Origin of the sequence: Microbacterium sp. zg.Y1084 (assembly GCF_024623595.1) — a bacterium.
Lineage (GTDB): Bacteria > Actinomycetota > Actinomycetes > Actinomycetales > Microbacteriaceae > Microbacterium > Microbacterium wangruii.
Map to the genome: position 1 here is coordinate 255,685 of NZ_JANJGV010000002.1, position 11,663 is coordinate 267,347.

The window sequence follows — 11,663 nt, forward strand, 5'->3', positions numbered from 1 at the left end:
CCGCGTCGGCACGCCCGAACCGAAAGGTGATCTCACCTCCATGGAATTCGCTGCCTTCTTCGCCGAGTACGGCCTCATCCTCATGCTCGGTCTGCTCCTGGTGTTCATGTTCTGGAGCTCGCGTCGCCGCATGCAGCGCCAGAAGGCCGAGCAGGAGACCAAGGCCCGCCAGACCGTCCCCGGCGCCGAGGTGCTGCTGCAGGGCGGCCTTTACGGCACCATCGTCGAGTACGACCCCGAGAACCTCGACCAGCCCGCGATCGTCGAGATCGCGCCGGGCGTGGAGATCAAGGTGCACAGCCAGGCCATCCTGCGCGTGGTCGACCCCGCCGAAGGCGCGGTCACCGAGGACGAGTTCATCGAGTCCGAGGCCGACGAGGCGGAGTATGTCGCCGACGTCGCAGACGGCGAGATCATCTCCATCGATGACGACCGCGAGCGCGCGTCGGGCACCGATTCCGACCCGGGCGCCAAGCCCCAGGCCTGATCCGCGTCGCCGCTGACGCGGTGCCCGAGAAAGCTGACCACACGTGGCCACTCCCACTCCCGTCCGTCATGCCTGGCGCGCCCTGACCGGTCTGCTGGTCATCACCGCCGTGCTGTTCGGCATCAACGCCCTCGGCGTGTACGTCTTCGGTAAGAGCTCCTGGGTTCCCGAGCTCGCGCTCGACCTCCAGGGCGGTACGCAGATCATCCTCGAGGCCCAGACCGAGGACGGTGCCAACCCGAGCACCGAGCAGATGGATCAGGCGGTCACGATCATCCGCCAGCGCGTCGACGCCTCGGGTGTCGGCGAGGCCGACGTCACCACCGAGGGCGGCCGCAACGTCGTCGTGCAGATCCCCGGCGAGGCCGACGAGGCCACCCGCGAGCGCATCGAGGCCTCGGCGCAGCTGCAGCTGCGCGCCGTGCTGGCCACAGGCGCCCCCGCGAACACGTTCGTCGGCGAGGACGGCAACGCCACGCCGTACCCCGAGCCCGACCCGTCGCTGCAGGCCACTCCGTCAACCGAGCCCACCAGTGGCAGTGACCTGGCGTGGATCACCCCGGCGCTCGAGGCGGCGTACCTGGCGTACGACTGCGCGAACCCCGAGAACGACCCGGCGTCCGCACCCGCCGACCAGCCCTTGATCACCTGCGACCCGTCGGGAAGCGTCAAGTACATCCTCGGACCGGTGGAGCTCGACGGCTCGTCGATCGCCGACGCCAGCCACGGCATCGTGCAGCAGAACGGCCAGTGGGCCGTCAACCTCGTCTTCGACGATCAGGGCACCCGCGAGTTCGGTGAGATCAGCCAGCGGCTGTACGGCCAGAGCCCGCCGTTGAACCAGTTCGCGTTCATCCTCGACGGCTACGTCCTGTCGGCCCCCTCGATGAACGCGGTGATCCTCGACGGCAAGCCGCAGATCACCGGCAGCTTCACGCAGGAGACGGCCCAGGTCCTTGCCGACCAGCTCAAGTACGGCGCGCTGCCGCTGAGCTTCGAGGTGCAGAGCTCGAGCACGATCTCCGCGACCCTCGGCTCCCAGCAGCTGCAGATCGGACTGATCGCCGGCCTCATCGGCCTGCTGCTGGTGGCGCTCTACTCGGTCGCCGTCTACCGCGCGCTCGGGTTCATCATCATCGCGTCGCTGCTGGTGATGGGCGTGCTCACCTACATCGCGCTGTGCATCCTCGCGTGGCGCATGGGCTTCCGCCTGTCGCTCGCCGGTGTCGCGGGCGTCATCGTGTCGATCGGCTTCACCGCCGACTCGTTCATCGTCTACTTCGAACGCATCCGCGATGAACTGCGAGACGGGAAGACCATCACCGGCGCCGTCGAGGACGGCTGGGCGCGAGCCAAGCGCACGATCTACATCTCCAAGTCGATCAACGTGCTCGCCGCCGTCGTGCTGTACATCCTCGCCGACGCCACCGTGAAGGGCTTCGCGTTCACGCTGGGACTCACGACCGTCATCGACGTGGTGATCTTCATCCTGTTCACGCACCCGACGCTGCAGCTGCTGGCACGCACGCGGTTCTTCGGCTCGGGGCACCCGCTTTCGGGTCTGGATCCGGCTGCCCTCGGCGCCGTCTACCGGGGCCGCGCGCAGTTCCGCGCGCCGATCGTGCCTGCCAAGAGCGGCGCCGGCAAGCGCGCAGCGCGGGCCAAGGGTGAAGCCGAACGACGGCAGACCATCGCCGAACGCAAACAAGCCGAGCTGGCTGCGTCGCGTCACGGCGGCGATACCGGCCGCACCAAGGAGGGGGACAGCTGATGGGCGCCATGAGCAACTTCGGCAACGACCTCTACACCGGCAAGCTCTCGCTGCCGTTCATCCCGAAGCGGCGGCTGTGGTTCATCATCGCCGCGGCGCTGGTGATCGGCGCGGCCCTCGTGCCGCTGTTCCGCCCCGTGCAGTTCTCGATCGAGTTCACCGGCGGCTCGCAGTTCACCGTGTCGAACGTGGCCGAGACCGACCAGGCACTCGCAACGGAGGCCGTGCAGTCGGTCGTGCCCGGTGCGACGACGAAGGTCACCACCGTCGGCGGCGAAGCGATCCGTGTGCAGACCGACCAGATGTCGGATGCCGAGACCCGCGCCGTCACCGCGGCTCTGGCCGATGTGTACGGCGTCGACCAGGCCGAGGTCACCTCGTCGTTCATCGGACCGAGCTGGGGTGCGGACGTCACCCGGCAGTCCCTCTGGGGCCTGGCGATCTTCCTCGCCCTGACCTTCCTGATCCTCGCGCTGTACTTCCGCACCTGGAAGATGTCGGTCGCCGCGATCATCGGACTCGTCGACGTGCTCATCATCACGGTCGGTATCTACGCGCTGTTCGGATTCGAGATCTCGCCGGCTGCGGTGATCGGATTCCTCACGATCCTCTCGTACGCCCTATACGACACGACGGTGGTGTTCGACAAGATCAGGGAGAACACCACGGAAGACGGGGAGAACTCCGGGCGGCTGTTCGGCGAGTCGGTGAACCTCGCCGTCAACCAGACGCTGGTGCGCTCGATCAACACGACGATCGTCGCCATCCTCCCGACGGGCGCGATCCTCTTCATCGGAGCGCTGTGGCTCGGTGCGCAGACCCTCACCGACATCTCGCTGTCGATCTTCGTCGGCACGATCGTCGCGGCATACTCCACCGTGTTCGTCGCCGCTCCGCTCTACTCGCTGATGCGCGAGAACGAGCCGGCGATCAAGGCCCGCGATGAGCGGGTGCGCGCCTCCCGAGAACTCGCCCTGACCGGGGCCTGAATCGGCGGCGCGCCCCGTCGCGGGCGTAGAATCTATAGGTCCGAGAGGCGGAGGTGATGAGATGAGCGAAACGGTACCCGCCGCCCAGACCTCGTCGCTGCGCCGCCTCGTTCCGCGCATCTTCTCCCGCGCTGCCCGGCGCGAGGATCTCGACCATCTGCTGCGGACGGTGCGCACCCACCACCCCAAGGGCGACCTCGCGATCATCGAGCGGGCGTACGCCACGGCCGACCGCGCCCACGCCGGGCAGAAGCGCCGCAGCGGCGAGCCGTACATCACGCATCCGCTGGCCGTGGCGCAGATCCTCGCCGACCTGGGCCTCGGTCCGCGCGCGATCGCCGCGGCGCTGCTGCACGACACGGTCGAGGACACCGACTATCGCCTCGACCAGCTGAGCGCCGACTTCGGCGACGAGGTCGCGATGCTCGTCGACGGCGTCACGAAGCTCGACAAGGTCAAGTACGGCGACGCTGCGCAGGCGGAGACCGTCCGCAAGATGATCGTCGCGATGTCCCGCGACATCCGCGTGCTGCTGATCAAACTCGCCGACCGCCTGCACAACGCGCGCACCTGGGGCTTCGTGCCCCCTGAGAAGGCCGCCAAGAAGGCCACCGAGACCCTCGAGATCTACGCGCCGCTGGCTCATCGTCTCGGCATCCAGGCCGTGAAGTCCGAGCTCGAGGACCTCTCCTTCGCTGTGCTGCACCCGAAGCTCTACGCCGAGATCGACAGCCTCGTCAAGCAGCGCACCCCGCAGCGGGAGCAGTACGTGCAGTCGGTGATCGACGCCGTCGAGTCCGATCTGCGCGAGCTGCGCATCCGCGGGCGCGTCATGGGCCGCCCGAAGCAGCTGTACTCCGTCTACCAGAAGATGGTCGTGCGCGGCCGCGAGTTCGACGACATCTACGACCTCATCGGCATCCGGGTGCTCGTGAACACGGTGCGCGACTGCTACGCGGTGCTGGGCGCCCTCCACGCGCGCTGGACTCCGCTGCCCGGCCGGTTCAAGGACTACATCGCGACCCCGAAGTTCAACCTCTACCAGTCGCTGCACACGACCGTCATCGGTCCGGGCGGGCGAACGGTGGAGATCCAGATCCGCACCAACGAGATGCACCAGCAGGCCGAGTACGGCGTCGCGGCGCACTGGAAGTACAAGGAGCGGATGGCCGGGGGCAAGCCGGACTCCAAGTCGCTGGATGCCGATATGGCCTGGCTCGCCCACATCTCCGACTGGCAGGCCGAGACCGCCGACCCGGGGGAGTTCCTCGAGTCGCTGCGCTTCGAGATCGGCGCCAAGGAGGTCTACGTCTTCACGCCCAAGGGGCGCGTCATCGGCCTTCCCGCCGGGGCGACACCGGTGGACTTCGCTTACGCGGTGCACACCGAGGTCGGCCACCGCACCATGGGGGCGAAGGTCAACGGCCGGCTCGTGCCCCTGGAGTCGGAGCTCAAGAGCGGTGACGTCGTCGAGGTGTTCACCTCGAAGAATCCGGATGCCGGCCCCAGCCAGGACTGGCTGAGCTTCGTCAAGAGCACGCGTGCCCGCAGCAAGATCCGCGGCTGGTTCACCAAGGAGCGCCGCGAGGAGGCCATCGAGCAGGGCAAGGAGGCCATCGCCCGCGCGATGCGCCGTCAGAACCTGCCGCTGCAGCGCCTCATGAGTCAGGACTCCTTCTCGGAGGTCGCCCACCAGCTGCGCTACGAGGACGTCTCCGCGCTGTACGCCGCCGTCGGCGAGGGGCACGTCTCGACGCAGTCGGTGATCGAGAAGGTCTCGGCCATCGTCAGCGCCGTCGACACCGCCACCGGGCCGATCACCCTTCCGCAGGTGGGCCGGTCGCGCCAGCCGCGCAACGGCGATTCCGGCATCCTGGTGCGGGGAGCTCCCGACATCCTGGTGAAACTCGCCAAGTGCTGCACCCCGGTGCCCGGTGACGAGATCGTCGGCTTCGTCACGCGGGGCAGCGGCGTGTCCGTGCACAGGTCGGACTGCACCAACGTGCAGTCGCTGATGAAGGACCGGGAACGCCTCATCGACGTCGAGTGGGCGCCGACCAGCAAGAGCGTCTTCCTGGTCCACATCCAGGTGGAGGCGCTCGACCGCTCCGGACTGCTCAGCGACGTCACGCGCGTGCTCAGCGAGCACCACGTGAACATCCTCTCCGCGAGCGTGTCGACCACCAACGACCGCCTGGCGATCAGCCGATTCGTCTTCGAGATGGGCGACACCGTGCACCTGGACCGCGTGCTCAACGCAGTACGGCGCATCGACGCGGTGTACGACGTCTACCGCGTCACCTCCTGATCCGGTGCGGCCACCTCGAGGCCGGTGAGGAACGTGGCCGCCGCGCGCTTGTCGTGCACGGGCCCCGCCCCTGCCAGCCACGCCAGCGCCGCCGCCCGCAGCGCGGGGGAGGCCGCCGCCCACCCCGCCGCGGCTGCGCGATCGGCCGGGTCCCGCGATCGCGCGAGGTCGGCGAGGGTGCGCGACGGGGTGGTGACGGCGACGCCGCAGATGATCACGACGTCGTCGGGCGCCAGGCGCACGTCGCTGTAGCGCACGCGGGCGTTCATGACCGACGCCAGGCGGCGCGGCGACCGTCGCTGCACGACGTGGCGCGGGGGCGGCCGATCGACAGCGCCGTGCACCCAGGCGGCGGACAGATGGGTGGCGGCGAAGGCTGCAGGCACGAGCGGGGCGAGCGACCCTGCGCGCAGGTCGCAGGTCTCGACGGCGTCGGCCGGCATGAAGCCCTCACCGATTTCGACCACATGACCGTCCAGCCGCGCGGCGGCGAGTTCGGCCGCTGAGAGCGGGCCGCCGGGGAAGTAGAGGAACGGGGACGTCACGTCGCCATGCTCGCGGATCCGTCGGTCCCGGGGAACGACGAAGGCCCCGACTGTGGACAGTCGGGGCCTTCGTGCGGGCGGAGGAGAAGCCGGTCAGCCTCCGAGGGCCGACAGCCACGCCTTGCGCGCGGCAAGCGCCTCGCTCGCCTCGGCCTCAGCGCGCTTGTCGCCGGCCGCTCTGGCGGCATCCAGCTCTGCCTGCAGCTTGTCGATCGCGTCGTTGAGCTGGCGCGTCATGTCGTTGGCGCGCGCCTTGGTCTCGGGGTTGTTGCGCTTCCAGTCGGTCTGCTCCCGCGTGTGCAGCGCCTGCTCGATGCGACGCAGGTCGTCGTCGAGGGCACGCTCGGCTTCGCGCGGGAAGATGCGCCCGATCTCGTCCCAGCGACGCTGGATGGCCGTGAGCAGCTGACGCGCCTTGGCGATGTCCTTCTCGTCGTTGACGGCGGCCGCCTCGACCAGCAGGGCGCGACGGGCGTCGATCTTCTCCTTGGAGGCTTCGGTGTCGGCCTGCTCGCGCTCTGCGCGGGCACCGTACAGCGCGTCGCCGGCGGCCTTGAACCGCGCCCACAGCGCGTCGTCGACCTTCTTGCCGGCGCGGCCCGAGGTCTTCCACTCGTCGAGCAGATCCCGGTAGGCGGCGATGCCGTCCTCACCGCGGGGAGCGAGGGCCTCCGCGCGCTCCACGAGCCGCGTCTTGCGGTCACGCGCGGTCTTGTGCGTCTCGTCCAGGCTGGCGTAGAACTCGCGCCGGTGCTTGTCGACCGTGGCACGCGCGTCGCGGAATCGCTTCCACAGCTGCTGCGCCGTGGACTTCGGCAGGCGCGGCCCGTTCTGCTGGTGTGCCTGCCACTGGTCGAACAGCGACGTCATGTCGGCGGTGGCCTGCTTCCACTGCACCGACTTCGGGTCGCGTGCGGCCATCGCCTCGGCCCGCTCGACCAGGGAGGTGCGGTGGGCGACGGCCTGCTCGACGGCTTCGCGAGCCGCTGCGCTCTCGGTGGCGGAGGCGGCGACGAGCTCGGCGTCGAGGGCCTCGACGCGCGCGTTGAGGGAGGCGAGGTCGCCGACGGCCATCGCGTCGGTGAGCTTCTCGCGCACGAGGGCTGCGGCTGCGCGCAGGTCGGATGCGCTGGCTCCACCGCGGCGGTGACGCACCTCGAGCAGGGTGACCTCGCTGGCGAGGTCGCCGAACTTCCGCTCGAAGTAGGCCAGAGCCTCAGCGGGAGTGCCGTCGGGGTACTGGCCGACCACGCGCCAGCCGTCGCCCTCGCGCACCGAAACGGTGCCGTCGTCGTCGACACGGCCCCACGACTCGGTCGGCGCGGAGGCCGGGATGATCGGCTTCACGGCGGCGCGGGGTGCACGCGGCATCGGTGCGCGGGGGCCGGGAGCAGGGGCGGGGGCGGGGGCGGGGGCGGCGCTCGGAGCGGGGGACGCCTCGGCTGCCGGCGCGACGTCGGCGGCGGCGGTCGTCGCGGGCTCGGCCTCGGTTGCGGCTTCCGCAGCGGCGGGCTCAGCGTCGGCGGCGGCGGGCTCGGCGTCGGCCTCGGCCTCGGCGTCCGCAGGTGCGGGCTCGGCGTCCGCAGCGGGCTCGGCGTCCGCAGATGCGGGCTCGGCGTCCGCAGATGCGGCCTCGGCGTCCGCAGATGCGGCCTCGGCGTCCGCAGCGGGCTCGGCGTCCGCAGCTGCGGGCTCAGCGTCCGCAGCGGGCTCAGCGTCGGCAGCGGCGGGCTCGGCGTCCGCAGCGGGTGCAGCCGTCGAGGGTTCGACGTCGTCCGCGGCGGTGGGTTCGCCGTCCGTCGCGGGCGCATCGCTTGCGGCGGGCTCGACGGCGGCGGCATCCTGCTCGGTCGTCGACTCGCTCGTGGCGGGCTCGACCGCCTCGGCCGGGGCGCCCGAAGCGGTGGGCTGTGCGTCCTGTTCCACGACGGCCGCGCCCTCGGGCGCGTCGGTGTCAGGCTTGTCAGGGGTGGGCTCTGCTGCGGCGTTCACGGAATAGTCCTCGTCGCGGCTTGCGCCGCCTTCGCTGGTGGTCGGCTCACAGCCTAGTACGGCAGGTGGCCCGGGTCAGGGGGTGGTGGTCGGCTCGGGTGTGGGTGCGGGTGTCTCTGGGCCCGGGGTGGGGGCCGGTGACGTGGGCGTGGGGGTGGGCTCCGGTTCGGGTGCGCCGGGGCCGGAGGTGAAGTACACCACCTGGCCGCCGATGGCCGCGAGGATGAGTGCGCCGCCGGCGATCGCGGCGATCAGGTTGTCGCGGGTGCGGCGCTGCGCGCGGGAGCGGTAGTACTCCTGACGTGCGTTGTAGACCCGCGCACGCTCGCGCGCGACGCGGTCATCGCGACCCTTCGCCCCAGCTGCCACGGAACCTCCTGCCGATCCCGGGTGTCCGGGCTGATCCGAGCCTACGGGGCGTCGGAAGCCCGCCGCAAAACGCCGCGCGGCGCAGGGGAGCAGCCTACGGCCGGAACGAGGCGGCCGTTGCGCGGCCGGTGACGGCCGATGGGCGTGCACAATGCCGCCGATCCGGGCCTCCAGCGTCCCCGAACCCCCGGCGGGGCAGTGTGCGCCGGGCCGAGGCGACGTTGTGCACGGGGGCACCGCGGCTCCGGCGTCCCCCGCCGCGATTAGCCTGGGACAGTGACCTCCTCCGCCGCGCTCTTCCAGGGCCAGACGCCGCTTCCCGTGCGCATGCGGCCGGTCTCCTTGGACGAAGTGGCCGGTCAGCGTCACCTGCTGCGTCCCGGATCGCCTCTGGTGGCCCTGGCATCCACCGAGACGCGCGGCGCCGCCGCGACCTCGGTGATCCTGTGGGGGCCGCCCGGCACCGGCAAGACCACCCTCGCGCAGGCGGTCGCCCGCTCCTCGGGGCGGCGGTTCGTCGAGCTGTCCGCTGTGACGGCAGGCGTGAAGGACGTGCGGGAGGTGATGCAGGAGGCGCTCAACCAGCGCGACATGTACGGCCAGTCGACGATCCTGTTCCTCGACGAGATCCACCGCTTCACCAAGGCACAGCAGGACGCGCTGCTGCCGGGCGTCGAGAACGGCTGGGTCGTGCTCATCGCGGCGACCACCGAGAACCCGTCGTTCTCCGTGATCTCACCCCTGCTGTCCCGCTCGCTGCTGCTGACGCTTCAGCCGCTCACCGATGAAGACCTCGGGATGCTGGTCGACCGCGCCGTGACCGATGCGCGGGGGCTCGCCGACGCCGTGCGCCTCGACGACGACGCCCGCGCCGCGATCATCCGTCTCGCCTCGGGCGACGCCCGCCGTGCGCTGACCGCACTCGAGGCTGCAGCCTCCATGGCCGACACCGACGGCGATGAGACGCCGGTGATCACGGCCGACCTCGTGGCGCAGGCCGTCGACCGTGCGCTGCTGCGCTACGACCGTCAGGGCGACGAGCACTACGACGTCATCAGCGCGTTCATCAAGTCGATCCGCGGGTCCGACGTGGATGCCGCGATGCACTACCTCGCCCGCATGATCGAGGCGGGGGAGGACCCGCGTTTCATCGCCCGCCGGCTCGTGATCTCCGCGGCCGAGGACATCGGCCTCGCCGATCCCCAAGCGTTGACGATCGCCGTCGCGGCGGCCGACGCCGTGGCCTTCATCGGGATGCCGGAGGGACGCATCCCGCTCGCGGAGGCGACGGCGTACCTGGCCACCACGGCGAAGTCGAACGCCGCCTACAACGCGATCAACGCTGCTATCGCCGACGTCCGCGCCGGAGGATTCGGTCGCGTGCCGATGCACCTGCGGGACGCTCACTATCCGGGTGCCAAGCGCCTCGGGCACGGCAAGGGGTACGTCTATCCGCACGACCTCGACGTGGGGGTCGCGACGCAGCAGTACCTGCCCGACGAGCTGCGTGGGCGCCGCTACTACGAGCCGACCGCGCGCGGTCACGAACGCGACATCGCCGCGCGCGTGGAGAAGATCCGCAAGATCCTCGGCGAGTGACCCGCTGCGGAATCCGTGCCCGCGGCATCCGTGTCGCGCGGCGTCCGTGCCTGCGGCGTCCGTGCCGCGGCATCCGTGCCTGCGGCGTCCGTGCCTGCGGTCGCCCGACCCGCACCACGGCCCGCTCGAGTGTCGCTTCCGGCGGGCGCGGGGCATCCGAACCCTGCGCGCGTGACACCGGAGCCGCACCCCGAGCCGCTCCGGTGTCTCGTTCGGTGGGTGGCACCCGCGGGGACTGTGCGGAAGCGACACTCGAGCGGCGCGAGGCCGCCTGGCCGCGGAGCCGCGCTGTGGCCGCGCCGCTCCGCTCCGGTGTCACGTTCGGTGGGTGCCGGCCGCGGGGACTGTGCGGAAGCGACACTCGAGCAGCGCCGGGCAGCGCGAGCAGCGCGGGCAGCGCGGGATGCCGCGGGGCGAGGGTGGGTCCAGGACTCAGGCGGCGGGCAGAGGGGATCTGTTAGGCTTGATCGGCTCGAAACCCAGTTTTCGGGCATCCCCTCTTCTCTTCACCACCTTCCGGCATGCCCCGGCGTGCAGTCCGGACAGGGCGAGGAGAGGCGATACGTCCGTGAGCCGCGAAAGTCGCGGCCACGTCATCGGAAGGAATACTTCGTGGCAACGAAGTCCCAGGACCGCCGCAAGGTCCGTCTGTCGCGCGCCCTCGGCGTCGCACTGACCCCGAAGGCCGCCCGCTACCTCGAGAAGCGTCCCTACGCTCCCGGCGAGCACGGCCGCACCAAGCGCAAGCAGGACAGTGACTACGCCGTCCGTCTGCGTGAGAAGCAGCGTCTGCGCGAGCAGTACGGCATCCGCGAGAAGCAGATGCGCAACACGTTCAACGAGGCCCGCCGCAAGGACGGCCTGACGGGTGAGAACCTCGTCGAGCTGCTCGAGATGCGTCTGGATGCCCTCGTCGTGCGTGCCGGCTTCGCCCGCACCACCGCACAGGCCCGCCAGCTCGTCGTGCACCGCCACATCCTGGTCGACGGCCAGCCTGTGGACCGCCCGTCGTTCCGCGTGAAGCCGGGTCAGCTCATCCACGTCAAGCCCAAGAGCGAGGGCCTGGAGCCCTTCCAGGTCGCAGCCGCCGGCGGTCACGCCGAGGTGCTGCCCCCGGTTCCGGGCTACCTGGAGGTCGAGCTCGACAAGCTGCAGGCACGCCTCGTGCGTCGCCCGAAGCGTGCCGAGGTGCCCGTCACCTGTGACGTGCAGCTCGTTGTGGAGTACTACGCCGCGCGCTGACCCCCGGTCAGGCCGCGAAGGTCGCCAGTGGAGGGCGTCGGGGCAACCCGGCGCCCTTCGGTGTTTGCACCTAACATTGAACCGCGCCGCTTCTGCGGCGCATCAGATCGAGGATGTGGTGATGTGAAGAAGTTCGTGTGGTTCGTCATGGGGATCGCCGGTGGCTTCATCCTTGCCCACCTGGTCGACAAGGACCCGCGCGGCCACGAAGTGCTCGCCGACCTCGACGCCCGCATCACGGAGTTCACCGATCGCATGGGCGACGCCTATCGCGAGCAGGAAGCGCGCCTGTCCGAGGTCGTCGCTGCTGTGACTCCCTCCGACGACTGATCCGCCCCACCCGTCCGGCCCGTCACACGGT

10 protein-coding genes are annotated in these 11,663 nt (G+C 70.4%); 7 read left to right on the plus strand and 3 right to left on the minus strand.

Annotated elements, in window-relative coordinates:
- The first annotated feature begins 40 nt into the window (after positions 1 to 40).
- From yajC to NQ165_RS02485, 4 genes are all read left to right on the plus strand, one after another.
- Positions 41 to 487, plus strand: coding sequence for a preprotein translocase subunit YajC (gene yajC, locus NQ165_RS02470; RefSeq protein ID WP_257530956.1), 447 nt, complete (start codon positions 41 to 43; stop codon positions 485 to 487).
- 43 nt (positions 488 to 530) lie between these two features.
- A complete protein-coding gene (gene secD, locus NQ165_RS02475) occupies positions 531 to 2,258 on the plus strand; it encodes a protein translocase subunit SecD (protein WP_257530958.1) in 1,728 nt (575 codons plus the stop codon).
- A complete protein-coding gene (gene secF, locus NQ165_RS02480; protein WP_257530960.1) occupies positions 2,258 to 3,247 on the plus strand; it encodes a protein translocase subunit SecF in 990 nt (329 codons plus the stop codon). The genes secD and secF overlap by 1 nt, the downstream gene beginning before the upstream one ends.
- A gap of 61 nt (positions 3,248 to 3,308) precedes the next feature.
- The gene (locus NQ165_RS02485) at positions 3,309 to 5,555 is read left to right on the plus strand and encodes a bifunctional (p)ppGpp synthetase/guanosine-3',5'-bis(diphosphate) 3'-pyrophosphohydrolase (protein ID WP_257530962.1); all 2,247 of its coding nucleotides are present in this window, start codon (positions 3,309 to 3,311) and stop codon (positions 5,553 to 5,555) included.
- Here NQ165_RS02485 and NQ165_RS02490 read toward each other — a convergent pair.
- The 3 genes from NQ165_RS02490 to NQ165_RS02500 all read right to left on the minus strand — a co-directional run bounded on the left by NQ165_RS02490 (position 5,537) and on the right by NQ165_RS02500 (position 8,461).
- Positions 5,537 to 6,100, minus strand: coding sequence for a type IV toxin-antitoxin system AbiEi family antitoxin (locus tag NQ165_RS02490; RefSeq protein WP_257530964.1), 564 nt, complete (start codon positions 6,098 to 6,100; stop codon positions 5,537 to 5,539). The two genes, NQ165_RS02485 and NQ165_RS02490, sit on opposite strands and share 19 nt — an antisense overlap.
- A 93-nt stretch (positions 6,101 to 6,193) precedes the next feature.
- A complete protein-coding gene (locus NQ165_RS02495; protein ID WP_257531727.1) occupies positions 6,194 to 7,471 on the minus strand; it encodes a DUF349 domain-containing protein in 1,278 nt (425 codons plus the stop codon).
- 696 nt (positions 7,472 to 8,167) lie between these two features.
- Positions 8,168 to 8,461: a dioxygenase gene (locus tag NQ165_RS02500; RefSeq protein ID WP_257530966.1), complete on the minus strand. Its 294-nt coding sequence runs from the start codon at positions 8,459 to 8,461 to the stop codon at positions 8,168 to 8,170.
- A 276-nt stretch (positions 8,462 to 8,737) separates the two neighbouring features.
- Here NQ165_RS02500 and NQ165_RS02505 point away from each other — a divergent pair, with 276 nt between their 5' ends.
- From NQ165_RS02505 to NQ165_RS02515, 3 genes are all read left to right on the plus strand, one after another.
- A complete protein-coding gene (locus NQ165_RS02505) occupies positions 8,738 to 10,060 on the plus strand; it encodes a replication-associated recombination protein A (RefSeq protein WP_257530968.1) in 1,323 nt (440 codons plus the stop codon).
- Positions 10,061 to 10,672: 612 nt separating this feature from the next.
- Entirely contained in the window at positions 10,673 to 11,302 is a 630-nt protein-coding gene (rpsD, locus tag NQ165_RS02510) for a 30S ribosomal protein S4 (RefSeq protein WP_257530970.1), read from the plus strand.
- Positions 11,303 to 11,425: 123 nt separating this feature from the next.
- Positions 11,426 to 11,632: a hypothetical protein gene (locus tag NQ165_RS02515; protein ID WP_257530972.1), complete on the plus strand. Its 207-nt coding sequence runs from the start codon at positions 11,426 to 11,428 to the stop codon at positions 11,630 to 11,632.
- The last annotated feature ends 31 nt before the right edge of the window (positions 11,633 to 11,663 follow it).

Coding starts and splice junctions, on each gene's coding strand:
- yajC (WP_257530956.1), top strand. CDS start 41: ATGGAATTCGCTGCCTTCTTCGCCGAGTACGGCCTCATCCTCATGCTC.
- secF (WP_257530960.1), top strand. CDS start 2,258: ATGGGCGCCATGAGCAACTTCGGCAACGACCTCTACACCGGCAAGCTC.
- NQ165_RS02495 (WP_257531727.1), bottom strand. CDS start 7,471: ATGCCGCGTGCACCCCGCGCCGCCGTGAAGCCGATCATCCCGGCCTCC.
- NQ165_RS02485 (WP_257530962.1), top strand. CDS start 3,309: ATGAGCGAAACGGTACCCGCCGCCCAGACCTCGTCGCTGCGCCGCCTC.